The sequence below is a fragment of the Ferrimonas marina genome (genome assembly GCF_900129905.1).
GTDB lineage: Bacteria > Pseudomonadota > Gammaproteobacteria > Enterobacterales > Shewanellaceae > Ferrimonas > Ferrimonas marina.
In genome coordinates this window covers 249898-266296 of the sequence record NZ_FQXG01000007.1, presented here as the reverse complement: position 1 = coordinate 266296, position 16399 = coordinate 249898, and the positions used below count along the sequence as shown (strand labels likewise).

General features: G+C 61.6%; 19 protein-coding genes. All 19 read left to right on the top strand.

The window, feature by feature from the left end; all coding sequences use genetic code 11:
- The first annotated feature begins 260 nt into the window (after positions 1-260).
- The 19 genes from BUC04_RS17630 (at position 261) to flhB (ending at position 16374) form a co-directional block, all read left to right on the top strand.
- Positions 261-1406 carry a flagellin gene (locus BUC04_RS17630; RefSeq protein ID WP_067660661.1) on the top strand — a complete coding sequence of 382 codons (1146 nt, stop codon included), beginning with the start codon at positions 261-263 and terminating at the stop codon, positions 1404-1406.
- A gap of 275 nt (positions 1407-1681) precedes the next feature.
- Positions 1682-2863 (top strand): flagellin, encoded by a 1182-nt coding sequence (locus BUC04_RS17625; RefSeq protein WP_067660664.1) that lies wholly within the window; start codon positions 1682-1684, stop codon positions 2861-2863.
- 174 nt (positions 2864-3037) lie between these two features.
- The gene (locus tag BUC04_RS17620; protein WP_073326036.1) at positions 3038-3376 is read left to right on the top strand and encodes a flagellar protein FlaG; all 339 of its coding nucleotides are present in this window, start codon (positions 3038-3040) and stop codon (positions 3374-3376) included.
- 19 nt (positions 3377-3395) lie between these two features.
- A complete protein-coding gene (fliD, locus tag BUC04_RS17615; protein WP_067660670.1) occupies positions 3396-4793 on the top strand; it encodes a flagellar filament capping protein FliD in 1398 nt (465 codons plus the stop codon).
- Positions 4793-5143 (top strand): hypothetical protein, encoded by a 351-nt coding sequence (locus BUC04_RS17610; protein WP_067660673.1) that lies wholly within the window; start codon positions 4793-4795, stop codon positions 5141-5143. The genes fliD and BUC04_RS17610 overlap by 1 nt, the downstream gene beginning before the upstream one ends.
- A complete protein-coding gene (gene fliS / locus BUC04_RS17605; protein ID WP_067660676.1) occupies positions 5143-5544 on the top strand; it encodes a flagellar export chaperone FliS in 402 nt (133 codons plus the stop codon). Before BUC04_RS17610 ends, fliS begins: the two co-directional genes overlap by 1 nt.
- 250 nt (positions 5545-5794) lie before the next feature.
- Positions 5795-7222: a sigma-54 dependent transcriptional regulator gene (locus BUC04_RS17600; protein ID WP_067660679.1), complete on the top strand. Its 1428-nt coding sequence runs from the start codon at positions 5795-5797 to the stop codon at positions 7220-7222.
- 114 nt (positions 7223-7336) lie between these two features.
- Positions 7337-7747, top strand: coding sequence for a FliH/SctL family protein (locus BUC04_RS17595; protein WP_067660682.1), 411 nt, complete (start codon positions 7337-7339; stop codon positions 7745-7747).
- A complete protein-coding gene (gene fliI / locus BUC04_RS17590) occupies positions 7744-9087 on the top strand; it encodes a flagellar protein export ATPase FliI (RefSeq protein ID WP_067660685.1) in 1344 nt (447 codons plus the stop codon). The genes BUC04_RS17595 and fliI overlap by 4 nt, the downstream gene beginning before the upstream one ends.
- Positions 9088-9097: 10 nt before the next feature.
- Positions 9098-9541 carry a flagellar export protein FliJ gene (fliJ, locus tag BUC04_RS17585; RefSeq protein ID WP_067660688.1) on the top strand — a complete coding sequence of 148 codons (444 nt, stop codon included), beginning with the start codon at positions 9098-9100 and terminating at the stop codon, positions 9539-9541.
- 219 nt (positions 9542-9760) lie between these two features.
- Positions 9761-10963 carry a flagellar hook-length control protein FliK gene (locus BUC04_RS17580; RefSeq protein WP_143165783.1) on the top strand — a complete coding sequence of 401 codons (1203 nt, stop codon included), beginning with the start codon at positions 9761-9763 and terminating at the stop codon, positions 10961-10963.
- Positions 10964-11020: 57 nt separating this feature from the next.
- Positions 11021-11542: a flagellar basal body-associated FliL family protein gene (locus BUC04_RS17575; protein WP_067660697.1), complete on the top strand. Its 522-nt coding sequence runs from the start codon at positions 11021-11023 to the stop codon at positions 11540-11542.
- Positions 11543-11551: 9 nt separating this feature from the next.
- Complete coding sequence (gene fliM / locus BUC04_RS17570; RefSeq protein ID WP_067660700.1) at positions 11552-12619, top strand: flagellar motor switch protein FliM; 1068 nt, start codon at positions 11552-11554, stop codon at positions 12617-12619.
- Positions 12616-13002 (top strand): flagellar motor switch protein FliN, encoded by a 387-nt coding sequence (gene fliN, locus BUC04_RS17565; RefSeq protein WP_067660703.1) that lies wholly within the window; start codon positions 12616-12618, stop codon positions 13000-13002. The genes fliM and fliN overlap by 4 nt, the downstream gene beginning before the upstream one ends.
- The gene (gene fliO / locus BUC04_RS17560; RefSeq protein WP_067660706.1) at positions 12999-13379 is read left to right on the top strand and encodes a flagellar biosynthetic protein FliO; all 381 of its coding nucleotides are present in this window, start codon (positions 12999-13001) and stop codon (positions 13377-13379) included. Before fliN ends, fliO begins: the two co-directional genes overlap by 4 nt.
- Before the next feature lie 8 nt (positions 13380-13387).
- Positions 13388-14137, top strand: coding sequence for a flagellar type III secretion system pore protein FliP (gene fliP, locus BUC04_RS17555; RefSeq protein WP_067660910.1), 750 nt, complete (start codon positions 13388-13390; stop codon positions 14135-14137).
- Entirely contained in the window at positions 14134-14403 is a 270-nt protein-coding gene (fliQ, locus tag BUC04_RS17550; RefSeq protein WP_067660708.1) for a flagellar biosynthesis protein FliQ, read from the top strand. Before fliP ends, fliQ begins: the two co-directional genes overlap by 4 nt.
- Positions 14404-14425: 22 nt before the next feature.
- Positions 14426-15211 carry a flagellar biosynthetic protein FliR gene (gene fliR, locus BUC04_RS17545; RefSeq protein WP_067660710.1) on the top strand — a complete coding sequence of 262 codons (786 nt, stop codon included), beginning with the start codon at positions 14426-14428 and terminating at the stop codon, positions 15209-15211.
- On the top strand, positions 15211-16374 hold the full coding sequence (flhB, locus tag BUC04_RS17540) for a flagellar biosynthesis protein FlhB (RefSeq protein ID WP_067660713.1): 1164 nt from the start codon (positions 15211-15213) through the stop codon (positions 16372-16374). The genes fliR and flhB overlap by 1 nt, the downstream gene beginning before the upstream one ends.
- The last annotated feature ends 25 nt before the right edge of the window (positions 16375-16399 follow it).

Here is a 16399-nt window from a genome sequence, read left to right as displayed (position 1 = left end):
ACAACCAAGGCCGGCACTGTTGCCGGCTTTTTTGTGGCGTTTGTTTAGAGATTAAGGCCAGGTGAGCAGGGGTTAACCAGTGTGATCGATCTGAAAATGATTAAGTTGTTGCGATCTCTTGTGGTTGGGTTGGCGTCTTGTTTGTGGTGGTAAAAAAAGTGCTAAAGCATTGATGCGTATGCGCGATAACAAGGGGGAAGGAACTACAGGGCCATAACACCGGCGTCGTCTGGGCAGGCCATCAACAAGAGGAATCAGCAATGGCTGTTACTGTAAATACCAATGTCACCTCCATGACCGCTCAGCACAACCTGAACAAGGCGAGCAGCGGCGGCAACACCGCCATGGAGCGTCTCTCCTCCGGCTTGCGCATCAACTCCGCCAAGGACGATGCAGCAGGTCTGCAGATCTCCAACCGTCTGACCTCCCAGACCCGTGGCCTGGATGTGGCGATGCGTAACGCCAACGACGGCATCTCCATCGCCCAGACCGCCGAAGGCGCCATGCAGGAGTCCACCAACATCCTGCAGCGGATGCGTGACCTGTCCATCCAGTCCGCCAACGGCTCTAACTCGGCAGAAGATCGCTCCTCCATCCAGAAGGAGATCACTGCGCTCCAGAGCGAACTGGATCGTATCTCTGACACCACCTCCTTCGGTGGTCAGAACCTGCTGGATGGCAGCTACGGCACCCAGTCCTTCCAGGTTGGCGCAAACGCCAATGAAACCATCGCCCTGTCGCTGGGGGATGTGTCCGCCGACGCTCTGGCTCAGCGTAAAGATGTTTCAGGTACTCTGGTTGCTGCAGCGGGCGTAGATGCCTTGATCGCCGCAGATGACCTGAGCTTCACCTACACCGATGCAACCGGTACCGCTCAGCCTGCCGTTACTGTTGATTTGAGCGGTGCAACTGATGCCGGTGGCATTGTGGATGCACTGAACCGCGATCTGGGCGACCTTGGCGTGGCGGCAAGTGTTAATGATGCCGGTGACATTATCATCGAAGGCTCCATTGAAAATGATGGGAGTGGTGCATCCAACTTGGTTATGGCCGGTACCGGTGTGACTGCGCCGACCGTCGGTGCTGATGACAGCTTCGATATCTCGAAGCTGGATGTCTCCACCGCTTCTGGTGCTCAGGCTGCCATTGTCGCGATTGACCAAGCGATCACCCAGATCGATGAACAACGTGCTGACCTGGGTGCGGTACAGAACCGTTTCAGCCACACCATCAATAACCTGAGCAACATCCAGGTGAACGTCTCCGAAGCTAACAGCCGTATTGTTGACGTGGACTTTGCCAAGGAGACCGCAGAGCTGTCTAAACAGCAGGTGCTGCAGCAGTCCAGTTCTGCCATGCTGGCCCAGGCCAACCAGATCCCGCAGCTGGCTCTGTCTCTGCTGTAAGATACTGGTTAGTAAAGATTTTAAAGGCCGCCGAGAGGTGGCCTTTTTTGTATCTGTCTGGTTGTGTAGTTTGCCTTTGCGTTGCCTTGGTTGTGTGGGGGTGTTTTGTTGGTTAATGGCGGGTAAAAGTGGATGGTTTTGCGGCTTTTTTTCTCAAGGCGGTAGATTCATCGCCGAAACAGCGGGTGTAAGGGGATGAGGTGCTGCAGTTTTCGCGGTGCTGAACACAGTCGATGACTGGTCCCGTGGTCTTATATCGAGAAGGAAGAACGCCCATGGCTGTTACCGTAAATACCAATGTGACTTCAATGTCGGCCCAGCACCACCTGAACTCTGCCAGCGGTGCTGGCAACACCTCCATGGAGCGCCTGGCCTCCGGTCTGCGCATCAACTCCGCTAAGGACGATGCGGCAGGTCTGCAGATCTCCAACCGCCTGACCTCCCAGACCCGTGGTCTGGATGTGGCCATGCGCAACGCCAACGACGGCATCTCCATCGCTCAGACCGCGGAAGGTGCCATGCAGGAATCTACCAACATCCTGCAACGTATGCGTGACCTGTCCATCCAGTCCGCCAACGGCTCCAACTCCGAGCAGGACCGTGCCTCCATCCAGAAAGAGATGACCGCGCTGCAAAGCGAGCTGGACCGGATCGCCGACACCACCTCCTTCGGTGGCAACAACCTGCTGGACGGCTCCTACGGTACCCAGTCCTTCCAGGTGGGCGCCAACGCCAACGAAACCATCTCCGTTTCCCTGGGTGACGTGAGTGCCGCCTCCCTGACCGGTGGTCTGGGCATCGATGGCGGTGCTTGGGATGCCGCGGATATTACTGGCATCACCGAAGATGAGACCGTGACCATCGACATCGATGGCAAGGAGTCCTCCTTCACCATCAATGTGGGTGACACCGTAGAAGATGTCGCCGCCAAAATGAACGAAGCGGTTGGTGGCAAGGGCATCACCGCCCTGGTAGCCGAAGAGGACGATCAATACGGTGTGACCTCCAGCGCGGGCGACCTGATCTTCCTGGTGGATGACTCCTTGGCCAATGCCGCCATCACCGTGACTTCTGTAAACGACACCGGTGCCGGTGACCTGGATGGCGAGACTATCACCACCGATCCGGCCGCTGTGGCGGACACCATCTCTGTTGCCGACCTGGACCTGAGCACCTTGAACGGCTCCACCGTGGCCACCATGGTGATCGACCAGGCCATCACCGAGATCGATGAGCAGCGTGCGGATCTGGGTGCGGTACAAAACCGCTTTAGCCACACCATCAACAACCTGAGCAACATCCAGATCAACGTTTCCGACGCCAACAGCCGCATCGTGGACGTGGACTTTGCCAAGGAGACCGCGGAACTGTCCAAGCAGCAGGTGCTGCAGCAGTCCAGCTCCGCCATGCTGGCCCAGGCCAACCAGATCCCGCAGCTGGCTCTGTCCCTGCTGTAAGCATTCGGGTTCTACCCAACCTAATGACAGGCCACCGTGAGGTGGCCTGTTTGTTTTTTCAGCTAAAGCTCTTCGCGGGATCGCCGATACAGCGAAAGAGCGAATACACAACCATGGGACCGCACTATGGCTTCTCAATTAACCAATGTTTCTGGTACACATCTTGCAAACTCCGTGGCCAGCAATACCCCGGCCCCGGCACGTTCGAGCCAGGAAACCACCGCAGTGGTAGCTAAAGACGCAGTGCAGTCGATGGAAAAGGGCGTCAAGGCCGATAACCCGGCACTGGACCAGGAGCGCCTCAACCGCATCGCCGAGGAGCTGGAGCGCTTTGTCAGTGGTAACCAGCGGGCGCTCTCCTTTCACGTCGATGACGCCTCTGGCCGTGACGTGGTGGTGGTGCGGGATACCCACAACGATCAGGTGATCCGGCAAATTCCTGCCGAAGAGGTGCTGGAGCTTGCCGCCCGGCTTTCGGACCTGACCGGGGTATTGATCGAGACTCAGGTGTAAGAGACAAAGGAAACAGATTATGGGTTTGACGGCTGCCGGTATCGGCTCTGGCCTCGACATCAACGGCATCGTGGAAGCGACGCTGGCGGCGAGCTACACGCCACGCTTTGCCACCCTGGATGTGCGCGCGGCCAAGGCGGAGACGGAGATCTCGGCCCTTGGGACCCTCAAATCCTCCCTGGGCACCTTCCAAAGTGCAGTGGAGGACCTGCAGGACCCGGCCACCTTCGATAAGCGCCGGGTCAGCACCAGTACTGAGGATTACCTCAGTGCCAGCGTGGATAGTGAGGCGGTACCGGGCACCTACAACGTTGAGGTGCTGCAATTGGCGGAGAGCCAGAAGTTGCGCACCAATGATCTGGATCCGGACCTGCCGTTAACCGGGACCCTGACCATCGGCCAGGGGGTCGATGAGGATGGCAATCCGCTGCCGGATCCCGAGCAGACCTTCAGCATCGAGGTGGATGAGGAGGATGGGCTCGAGGAGATCGCCGCCAAGATCAACGCCGCCGACGACAACCCCGGGGTTTCCGCCACTGTGGTGCAGACCGAGTCTGGTCCCCGTCTGGTGATTGGCTCCGACGAGACCGGCCTGGAGAACCAGATCACCGTAACCGCCAATGGTGCCCCGGGCAGTCAGCTGGATGCGGTGTTCGGCAACATGGTGGAAACTCAGGCCGCCCAGGATGCCCGCATCTCGGTGGACGGCATGATCGCGGTCTCTGCCAGCAACCGGGTGGACAGCGTAGTACCCGGGTTGACCCTTAACCTGACCAAGGCGGAGCCGGGAGAGATCACCCGGGTATCCGTTACCCGGGATGAGGCTGCCGCCAAAGCGTCGGTGGAGGCCTTTGTCGAGGCGTTCAAGGAGCTCTCCTTCAGCATCAGCTACCTGACCACGGTCAATGAAGACTCCGAGGACCCCAACGCCGGGGCGCTGCAGTCGGATTCCATGACCCGCTCCATCACCAGTCAGCTACGCAATGCCATCGGTGACAGCTATCCGGTCAATGGTGAGCTCAAGACCTTGTCCCAGTTCGGTATCAGCTTCACCCGTGAGGGGGTCCTGGAGATCGACGATGAGATGCTTACCGAGGCGATCGAGAACGACATGGCAGGGCTGGCGGAGCTGTTTGCCGCCGAAGACGTTGGCCTGGCCTACAAACTGCACGATGTGACCGACAACTACCTGCAGACCGGTGGGATGTTCGATACCCGCGATGAATCCCTGCAGCGTCAGCTGACCCAGATCGACAAGGAGCGCGAGGCCCTGGAGCGGCAGATGGCCGCTACGGAAGCTCGCCTCTACAAACAGTACAACGCCATGGATCTGGCGGTCGCCCAGCTCAGTCAGCAGGGGGCCTATGTCACCAGCAGCCTCAACAATCTGCCGGGTCTGATCCGGAGCAGTGACTGATGCACAGCACCGAGCTGAAACAACAGATCGCCCAGTGCGATGAGGTGATAGCCCAGTGCTTGAAAGACCTGGCTCAAGCGCCGGAAGATGGCAGTGCCGCAGATGACATCGAGCAGTGGCTAGAACGGCTAAACCAGACCATCGCCGAGCGAGAGCCGCTGCTGCAAGCAGCCCTGGCCACGGAGCTGGGTCAGGATGAAGCCTGGCTGCGCCAGCAACAGCAACATATCAACGAGCTCAAGCGTCAGGCGACGACGCAGTTGATGACCCAACAAAACCGCCTCGGGGGCTACCGCAAGGGACGCCGTCAGGTGAAACAATACCAACAAATCGAAGCAGGAATAGCGTAATGCGAGGCTCACTCAAGGCGTACAACAAGGTCAACATCGACAGTCAGGCGGCGGTGGCCAGCCCCCATAAGGTGGTGCAGATGCTGCTCGGTGGCAGCATCCAGAAGCTGCTGCAGGCGCACCTGGCCATTGAGCAGGAGCAACTGGGCAAGAAGGGCGAGCTGATCAGCCGCACCATTGAGATCGTAGCCCACCTGCAGGCGGCGCTGGATTTCGAACAGGGCGGTGAGATTGCCCAGAACCTGTCCGCCATGTACGACTACATCGTACGCCGTCTGGCGGAGGCTAACGCCAATAACGACAAGGCGATCCTGCTGGAGGTGGTGGACCTGCTCAAGACGGTGAAAGAGGGCTGGGATGCCATCCCGCCGGAGCATCACCATCTGCCGCAAGCTGGTTGAGTCAGCGGGGGCGGCAGGATCTTCTGCTAAAGTCCAGTCAAAGAGTTGTCGCTCCCTAATGCTGTGAACCGGATTTTGACCTTCGTCTAATAATGCGTCAGGGATCCATCCGCCTGTTGCGCCAATCTTAACGGCGGTTACAATGGCTTAGTGAGTGACCGTACCCAGGGTACCGTCGTCGCCATTCGTGAAATAACAACTCAAACTAGAAGAATCTCGGGGCGATACGCCGTTCCCAGTAAGCGAACTCATGCAGACAGATCAACGCATTTTGCTTGTCGATAGCGACGCTTCCCGGCAGGAGCAGCTTTTATTCCTCCTGCAGTTCTTAGGGGAAGAGGTCGAGCACACCGCTGTCGATGCCTTGGAATCCAGCCTGGCCGGCCAGCGCTACCGCGCTGTCCTGGTTGCCGGTGATCTGCTCGATGGCGACCTGGCGCCGCTACTGGCCCGCTTTGATCGCCAGCCTGTACTCAGCATCGGCGAAACCGCGCTGGAGCGCCCCAACCTGGTGGGCCGACTGGAGCAGCCCTTCGCCTACGGTCAGGTCACCGAGCTGCTGCACTACTGCCAGGTATTCCAGCGGGTACGCCACGAGGTAGCCCCCACCAGCCCCAATCAAACCAAGCTGTTCCGCTCTCTGGTCGGACGCAGCGAGAGCGTGGCCCACGTTCGTCACCTGATCAGTCAGGTTGCCGCCACCGACGCCAGCGTGCTGGTGACCGGCGAGTCCGGCACCGGCAAAGAGGTGGTGGCCCGCAATATCCATTACCTCTCCGCCCAGCGCGACGGCCCCTTTATCCCGGTTAACTGCGGTGCCATTCCGCCGGATCTGCTGGAAAGCGAGCTGTTCGGTCACGAGAAGGGCGCCTTTACCGGTGCCATCAGCACCCGCAAGGGCCGCTTCGAGCTGGCCGAGGGTGGCACCCTTTTCCTCGATGAGATCGGCGATATGCCGGCCCACATGCAGGTCAAGATCCTGCGGGTTCTGCAGGAGCGCAGTTTTGAGCGGGTCGGCGGCAGTGCGCCGATCAAGTCCAATGTGCGCATCGTTGCGGCCACCCACCGCAACCTTGAGCAGATGATCGAGCGCGGTGAGTTCCGCGAAGACCTGTTCTACCGCCTCAACGTCTTCCCCATTGAGATGCCCGCCCTGCGTGAACGTACCGAGGACATCCCGCTGCTGCTCAACGAGCTGGTCAGCCGCATCGAGGGGGAAGGCAAGGGCATGGTGCGCTTTACCCGCCGTGCCATCGACTCCCTGGTGGAGCACCCCTGGTCAGGTAACGTCCGTGAGCTGTCCAACCTGGTGGAGCGGATGGTGATCCTCTGCCCCGGTGGCATGGTGGATGTGAATGATCTGCCGATGAAGTACCGCCATGTTGAGGTGCCGGAGTTCACCGTCGAATACCCGGAAGAGGACCAGGAGCGCGACATGATGGCGGCCCTGTTCAGTGGTGACGAACCGGTGGAGATCCCGGAGCAGCGCTTCTCCAACGAGCTGCCTGAAGATGGTCTCAACCTCAAGGACATGCTGGCGGAGTTGGAGGTGGACATGATCCGCCAGGCCTTGGACCAGGGTCAGAACGTGGTGGCCCGCGCCGCCGAGCTGCTGGGGATGCGTCGAACCACCCTGGTGGAGAAGATGCGCAAGTACGGCCTCTCCAAAGAGGGCTAAACGCTTCCTCGATAGACCCATCGCAAAGCCGCAGAGTTATCTGCGGCTTTGGCATGTTTAATGCATACAAAACGCTAAGCATACCAATAACAACAACTTTTTGACGGATCCTTCATGCCCAGCGGCCCCGCCATTTCTACCCTGAACCCGGAGGATCTGGAGCTGGTGAAGACCAGTTTCGGTGACGAGCAGATCCAGCAGCGCCAGTGGCAACTGCAGGCTGAGCCGCAGCTGACCCAGGGCTCGCTGCAGATCCGCACCGAGCGTAGCCAGGTGCCGATGCTGGAGGAGGACCGCCTGCGCAAGGTGCTGGAACAGTTCGCCGGCTCTCCCCGCGCCGCTGCCCAGGAGCCTGAATATCCTAAGCCGGAGCCGGTGGCGGCACCGTCCGCAACGCCAGCCCGGCCTGAAGCCGATGCCGAAGCATCGGACGCCACACAGCCGGAACCACCGGCTCAGAGCCCCGACAATCCCGTCGAAGCCAGCGGCGAAACCCCCACTGATACCCCAACGGAGCACCGATGAAGGGGCTTCGCAGCGAGCGGCTCAAGGCCCGCCTCGCCGCCTGGCAGGGCCAGGTGAAGCCGGTCGCCGCAGTCGCCTCCGGCCAGCTGCTGCGGGTGGTTGGCCTCACCCTGGAAGCTGTGGGCTGCCGCGCCCCGGTGGGCTCGCTGTGCCAGATTGAGACGGAAGGGGGCAGCCTGACCGCCGAGGTGGTGGGTTTTGATGACCAGATCCTTTACCTGATGCCGGTGGAGGAGCTCAAAGGGGTGCTGCCCGGTGCCCGGGTAACCCCGCTGGGGGCACGCCAGGGGCTGGCGGTGGGGCCAGAACTGCTCGGTCGGGTAGTGGATGGTAACGGTGAGCCGATCGATGGCCTCGGCCCGCTGATGACCCGCAACCGCAGCTCTCACCACGCCACCTTGCTCAACCCCATGGCCCGCCGCCCGGTGGAGGCCCCCATCGATGTCGGCGTGCGCGCCATCAACGCCCTGCTGACCGTTGGCCAGGGCCAACGTATGGGCCTGTTTGCCGGCTCCGGGGTGGGCAAATCCGTGCTGCTGGGGATGATGACCCGGGGCACCAATGCCGACGTGATCGTGGTGGGCCTGGTGGGGGAGCGGGGTCGAGAGGTGAAGGAGTTCATCGAATCTATCCTGGGGCCTAAGGGACGCGCCCGTGCCGTGGTCGTTGCCGCCCCGGCGGACACCAGCCCATTGATGCGGCTGCGCGCCTGCGAAACCGCCACCCGGCTGGCGGAGTACTTCCGCGACTGTGGCAAGAACGTGCTGCTGCTGATGGACTCGCTAACCCGTTACGCCCAGGCCCAACGGGAGATCGCCCTGGCCATCGGCGAGCCGCCGGCCACCAAGGGTTATCCGCCGTCGGTGTTTGCCAAGCTGCCCAAGCTGGTGGAACGGGCCGGTAACGGCGGGCCGGGGCAGGGCAGTATTACTGCGTTCTACACCGTCTTGACCGAAGGGGACGACCAGCAGGACCCCATCGCCGATGGTGCCCGGGCGATCCTGGATGGCCATGTGGTGCTGTCCCGCGCGCTGGCGGAGGGGGGCCACTACCCCGCCATCGATATCGAGGCCTCCATCAGCCGGGTGATGCCCCAGGTCACCGAAGAGGCTCACCTGCAGGCAGCTCAGCTGATTAAGCAGCTGTGGTCGGCCTATCGCCAGAACCAGGATCTGATCGCCATCGGTGCCTACAGCCAGGGCTCAGATCCCAAGGTGGATAAGGCCATCGCGCTGCAGCCGGCATTCACCGCCTTCCTGCGCCAACCCATGACCCAACCGGTGGACTACGAGACCAGCCTGACCCAGCTGGCCCGTATTGCCGCCCAGTGCAAAGGCTAGGGGGTAGTCGATGAGCGATCCCAAGCAACTGGCCAAGGTGCTGGAGCTGGCTGAACAAGCCTTCGAACAGGCCAGCCTAAACCTGCGCAGCGCCAACTCGGCGGTGGCCGCCTGTCGCCAGCAGTTGCAGCAGCTGCAGAATTACCGCTGGGACTACGTCAAGCAGGCTCAGCAGCAGGCCGGTGCGACCCTGAGTGCTTCCGACTACCAGCAATACCACCATTTCATCGCCAAGCTGGATGCGGCGATTGTGCAGCAGAACAACAAGCTGGAGCAGAGCGTGCAGGCCCAGCAGCAGCGCCAGGGCTTGTGGCAGGAGGCGCAGCAGCGGCAAAAGGCGATCGCCCTGTTGCTGGAGAAGGAGCAGACCCGGCGGGCCCAGGCGCTGGCCCAGCGCGAGCAGCGGGCGATGGACGAGTTCGCCCTGCAGCAATACGTGCGTCGGGGCCGATAGGCTGTTTTTACTCATTGCTGCACCCAGCAATGCTTGAGCTGGTGTGTTTTTTGCCGGCTGGTGCGATTTTTGCGGCCGAGTGGTGCGATTTTTGCCGACTGGTGTGATTTTTGCAGAGTGAAGAGATTCCTGCGCTGATCGTGGGTCCGTCGGCGCGCCATTGCCGGGCAAAGGACGGTCCACGTGACTAAAGCGACCCAACCGATTGCAGAAGTGAACATGTTGACAGAGATTTTGGTACCCACCCCGACCAAGGGCGTGACCACCGACAGCAGCGGCCATGCCCCGGAGGGCGGAGGCTTCGCGGATCTGGTCTCCAGCCTAATGGCGGACCCGGAAGGGGAGGCGAAGCTGGAGTCACCGCAGTTGGCTCCTGAGATGCTGTCGGAGGGGGAGGCGCTGTCCGAGGGTGAGGCGGCAGTTGCCGAGGGGCAAGAGCTTGCCGTCGAAGACCCGGATGCCCTGCTCAGCCAGTTGGCTCAGCAAGGGGCGGCGCTGAACGACGGGGCTGAAAGGCCGGCGGTCCTCGACAGTGGCGACGAGCCTGTCACCAAGGAAGGGACGCAGCCGGGTGAGCAGTTGAGCTCAGAAGTCGAGCCGACCCTCAATCCGTTGGCTGGCGCGGTCTCGACCGGTCATACGCTCAGCGACGCCGAGCTGAAGGCGGCAAATGCCAGCCCCGCGGGCATGATGACGACCGAGGAGGCCGAGCCTCTGCCTGGCGCCAAGAACCGACTTGGCCAGGCTCATTTTGGCACTTCGCTGGAGGGCAGTGGCCGGCTTAGCGCTGAACTGCTGGATGGTACCAGCAAGGGCGCTGAACTGAACAAAGGGCTACCGGCTATGGGCCTGGCCGCAGCGGCTCCGATAGCAGATAACCAAGCGGCGCTGGAGGTCAGCAACCCACTACTGGAAGAGGCCAGCGTGGAGGAGGGGCTGGCCCTGCAGCGTCAGCAGCAACAGCAGGCACAGTTGCAGGCCACCGCCCAACGTAATGCCGCCGGGGCTGAGGCTGCCCTGCGTCAGCCGGTGCCGGCGGATCGCCTGGCCCCGGAGCTGCGAGAGCGGCTGATGGTGATGATCAACACCGACCGGCTCAGCGCTGAGCTGCGGCTGGATCCGCCGGAGCTGGGCGCCCTGCAGGTACGGCTGCAGATGAACGGCGACCAGGCCCACCTGCAAGTGGTGGCGCAAAATGCCCAGGCCCGGGAGATGTTGGAGCAGGCCCTGCCAAGGCTGCGGGAGATGCTGGAGCAGCAGGGGCTGCAGTTGGCGGAAGCCGACATCCAGCACGGTGATCCTGACCGCAACCCGGGCCAGGAGGCGTTTGCCGGCGAGGCCCAGGATAGCGACAGCGAAGAGACTGAACAGATCGCCTGGCAGAGCCGTCGCGCCGACGGCGCCATCGATTACTACGCCTAGGGCCTGTGATACCCTAGGCACCGATAACCACTGGAATAAACGAAGAACGACAACACCATGGCAGAACAGACTTTGGAGTTACAACGGCGGGATAAACCCGCTCCCCGGTGGCGCCGCTTTGCGCTGTTCGGCGCCGCCGCCGTTGCCCTGGTAGCCCTGGTGTTTGCTTTGGTGCTGATGCTGACCCGGGACTCCGACAGCCCCAGCGCTGAGGTGGAAGCGGTGGCGGAGAGCCCCACCGGCATCACCGCCGCGGTCAACGGTGCCCAGTACGTCAGCCTGCCGCGCCCCTTCCTGTTCAATCTGCCCGGCGATGACCGCAGCTACATGGTCCAGATCAAGGTGCAGTTCCAGGTGCGCAGTCCAGAATCTCAGCAGGCGGTGCGCAAGCACATTCCGCTGCTGGAGGACGCCTTGCTGACCACCTTCAGTGCCGCCAAACCGGAGCTGTTGCGACGCAAGGAGGGCAAGGACGAACTGCGTCGCCGTGCCCTGGCCAATGTACAGACCACCATGCAATCCATTACCGGCCAGCCCTCCGTCGATCGGGTGCTGTTTACCGGCTTCGTGATGCAATAAGAGAAAGCCATGACAGATCTGCTCAGCCAAGACGAGATTGATGCGCTGCTGCACGGCGTAGACGAGGTGCAGGAGGATAAGCCGCAACGCGATGGCAGTGCGGTGGTGTACGATTTTGCCTCCCAGGACCGCATCGTCCGTGGCCGCATGCCCACCCTGGAGCTGGTCAACGAACGCTTTGCCCGTCACCTGCGGATCAGCCTGTTCAACATGATGCGGCGCAGCGCCGAGGTGTCGATCAACGGCGTACAGATGGTCAAGTTTGGCGAGTACGTCCACACCCTGTTTGTCCCCACCAGCCTCAACATGGTGCGCTTCCGCCCGCTCAAGGGCACCGGCCTTATCACCATGGAGGCCCGCCTGGTGTTCCTGCTGGTGGACAACTTCTTTGGCGGCGATGGCCGCTTCCAGGCCAAGATCGAGGGCCGGGAGTTTACCCCGACCGAGCGGCGCATCATTCAGCTGCTGCTCAAGACGGTGTTCGAGGATTACAAGGAGGCCTGGTCGCCAGTGATGGACGTGGAGTTCGAGTACCTGGACTCCGAGGTCAACCCGGCCATGGCCAATATCGTCAGCCCCACCGAGGTGGTGGTGGTCTCCTCCTTCCACATCGAGCTGGATGGCGGTGGCGGCGATTTCCACATCACCTTGCCTTACTCCATGATTGAACCGATCCGCGAACTGCTGGATGCCGGTGTGCAGAGCGATAAGCAGGACACCGACCTGCGCTGGGCCAAAGCCCTGCAGGAGGAGATCATGGACGTGCCGGTGGAGTTTAACGCCACCCTGTTTGAACAGGAGATCCGGCTGCGGGATGTGATGGAGATGAAGACCGGAGACATCATCCCCATCGAGCTGCCGGAGCATCTGCTGGTGAAGGTGGAGGAGCTGCCCACCTTCCGCGGTAAGCTGGGTCGCAGCGGCGACCACGCGGCGATCCAGATCAGCGAGCGGATCCCAAGGCCCAAGTCCTACAAGAACGAATTGCAATTGATCAGCCGTCAGGGGGCCTTGAGCCTCAATTCCGAATCCGTGGTGGTAACCCCGGCGGCCAAAGAGAGTGAAGGTGACCAATGATTGACGATCAAGATCCGAACCAGGACGAGCTGGCACAAGAGTGGGCCGCGGCCCTGGGCGAGCAGGTGGAGTCGGTCGAGCTGGAAGAGTTTGGCGACGATGCGGGGATCAGCGCCGAGGAGCGCCGCAAGCTGGACACCATCCTGGATATCCCGGTCAACATCTCCATGGAGGTGGGGCGCAGCCAGATCAGCATCCGTAACCTTTTGCAGCTCAACCAGGGCTCGGTGGTGGAGCTGGACCGGGTGGCCGGTGAGCCGCTGGATGTGATGGTCAACGGCACCCTGGTGGCCCACGGCGAGGTGGTGGTGGTGAACGACAAGTTTGGTATCCGCCTGACCGACGTGATCAGCCAGACCGAACGGATCAAGAAACTGCGATGAGAATTCTGACTGTCCTGCTGGCGGCACTGGCGCTGCCGGTGTGGGCCGCCGAGCCTGTCGCTGGCGGCAACGACCAACTGGTCACCGTGGTGGCGAGTTTGTTTGGTGTGCTGGCACTGATCATCGTGCTGGGGGTGCTGGGTCGTCGTCTTAATCTGCCCAGCCAGATCAGCGGTGGCCAGATCAAATCCGTGGCGATGATGCCGGTGGGCAGCAAGGAGCGGGTGGCCGTCATCCAGGTGGGCGAGCAGCAGTACCTGGTGGGGATCACCGCCACCCAGATCACCATGCTGGATAAGCTGGAACAACCGCTGGAGGCGGAGGGCGGCGCCCAGTTCGGCCACCTGCTGGCCAAGTTCAACAAGAGAGCAAACTAGTGGCCAAGCTGACCCGATTTGGGCTGCTAACGGCCCTGTTGCTGCTGTGTCCCGCCCTGGCCTGGGCGGACCCGGGGATCCCCGCCATCTCGGTGATCACCGGCCCCGACGGCACTCAGGAGTACAGCGTCAGCCTGCAGATCCTGGCGCTGATGACGGCGCTCACCTTCCTGCCGGCGATGGTGATCCTGATGACCAGTTTCACCCGCATCATCGTGGTGCTGGCGATCCTGCGTCAGGCGCTGGGCCTGCAGCAGACCCCCTCCAACCAGGTGCTGCTGGGGATGGCGCTGTTCCTCAGCCTGTTTATCATGTCGCCGGTGCTGGATACCGTCTATGAAGACGCCGTGGTGCCCTACATGAACGAGGAGCTGGGGGCGATGGAGGCACTGGAGCTGGCCAAGAAGCCGGTGCACGCATTTATGCTGTCCCAGACCCGCATCACCGATCTCAACACCTTCCTGGAGATCGCCGATCGCACCGATATCACCGAGCCGGAGCAGGTACCGATGACGGTGCTGATCCCCGCATTCGTGACCTCGGAGCTGAAGACCGCCTTTCAGATCGGCTTTATGCTGTTTATCCCCTTCCTGGTGATAGACCTGGTGGTGGCCTCGGTGCTGATGGCCATGGGTATGATGATGCTGTCACCGATGATCGTGTCACTGCCCTTTAAGATCATGTTGTTTGTGCTGGTGGATGGCTGGAACCTGGTGATGGGGACCCTGGCGGTCAGCTTCGGACTGGGGGGCCCATGACGCCGGAGACCTTCGTCGACATCTTCCGCCACGCCCTGCAGGTGATCGTCATGATGGTGGCGGCCATTATCCTGCCGGGCCTGCTGGTGGGTTTGCTGGTGGCGATCTTCCAGGCTGCCACCTCCATCAATGAGCAGACCCTCTCCTTCCTGCCCCGTCTGCTGGTGACTCTCACCACCCTGATGTTCCTCGGTCACTGGCTGGTCCGGACCCTGATGGAGCTGATGTTCGAGATGGTGGAGCTGATCCCCCAGGTGGTGGGCTGATGCAGCCGCGGGGTTGGGACTGATGGAGTTCCCGCTGCCCATCGTGTTCGATTGGCTGCGCAGCGTGTTGTGGCCCCTGTTTCGTATCGCGGCGATGCTGATGGTGATGATCACCATCGGCGGCTCCTCGGTACCGGCCCGGGTGCGCTTGCTGCTGGCGGTGATGATCACCGCCGCCGTCGCGCCTATCCTGCCACCACCACCCCAGGTTGAGCTGTTCTCCGCCGAAGGGATGCTGATCTCCGCTCAACAGGTGCTGATCGGCATCGCCGTTGGCTTTGTTTCGGTGCTGGTGCTCAACACCTTCGTGCTGGCGGGCCAGATCATCGGTATGCAGACCTCGCTGGGCTTTGCCTCCATGGTGGATCCCAGTAATGGCCAGCAGGTGCCGTTGGTAGGCCAGTTCTACCTGTTACTCACCACCTTGCTGTTCTTTGCCGTCGATGGCCACCTGTTGATGATCAAGATGCTGGTAGCCAGCTTTGACACCCTGCCCATCGGCCAGGGCCTGGCGCCCTCCGGTTTGGAGGCGATCACCCAGTTTGGCGGCCTGATGTTTGCCAGCGCCCTGACCCTGTCGCTCTCCGCCGCCACTGCACTGCTGCTGATCAACTTCTCCTTCGGGGTGATGACCCGGGCGGCGCCCCAGCTCAACATCTTTGCCATCGGCTTCCCCATCACCATGCTGTCAGGCCTGTTGATCCTCTGGCTGACTCTGGGGGGCGTACTGCCCCACTTCCATTCTGTCTGGCAATCCGGCCAGGTGCTGATCTGCGACCTGCTGGCGCTGCAGTGTGAGGTGCCCTGATGGCGGAGAACGACAGCAGTCAGGAGAAGACAGAAGAGGCCACACCCCGAAGGCGCGAGCAGGCCCGGGAGAAGGGCCAGGTTCCCCGCTCCAAGGAGCTGGGCACCGCAGCGGTGCTGGTGGCCGCCGCCGCCAGCATGCTGATGCTCGGCAGCCAGATCGGTGAAGCCTTGCTGCAGCTGGCCCAGCAGCAGTTCACCCTGACCCGCGCCCAGGTGTTTGACATCGGCCAGTGGAGCAAGCTCTACGGCGCCATCCTCGAGCACCTGCTGGTGCCGGTGCTGGGCTTTGTGCTGGTGCTCTTCATCGCTGGCTTCCTCGGCAATATCGGCCTGGGGGGCTTGAGCTTCAGCTGGAGCGCCGCCGCGCCCAAGGCTAATAAGATGAGCCCCCTGAAGGGGCTGAAGCGGATGCTTGGGGTCCAGGCCCTGGTGGAGCTGGTGAAATCGGTGGCCAAGTTCCTGGTGGTGGCGGTGGTGGCCTACCTGCTGCTGCGCTTTAACTTCGACAAGATCCTGGCGCTCTCCTCCGGGGCCCCCGCGGGTGCGGTGCGCAATGCCCTGGAACTGTTGCTGGCGCTGTTTGTGCTGCTGTGTTGCTCGCTGCTGCTTGTCGTAGTGATCGACGCCCCCTACCAGCTCTGGAACCACAACAAGCAGTTGCGGATGACCAAGCAGGAGGTCAAGGACGAGTACAAGCAGACCGAAGGCAAGCCGGAGGTGAAGAGTAAGATCCGTCAGCTGCAGCGGGAGATGGCACAACGACGGATGATGGCGGAGGTGCCAAAGGCCGATGTGGTGGTGGTCAACCCGACCCACTACTCGGTCGCCTTGAAGTACGACAAGAGTGTCAATACGTCGCCGCTGGTGGTGGCCAAGGGCTCGGATGAGATAGCCCTCAAAATCCGTGAAATCGCGCGCGAACATGAGGTGCCCGTGATATCCTCTCCGGCATTGGCACGAGCGATCTATCAATCCACCAAACTGGACAAGCCCATCCCTGAAGGGCTGTTCACGGCCGTGGCTCAGATCCTGGCGTACGTCTTCCAGCTTAAGCAGTTCCAAACCGGGCGGGGCCGCAAGCCAATCCCCCTGCCTTCCGATCTGCCGATCCCCGCCGAACTTTGGGTGGAGGAGCCTGAGATAGACGACGAGTCACAATAATAATACTGGCGCGAAAATTGCATTC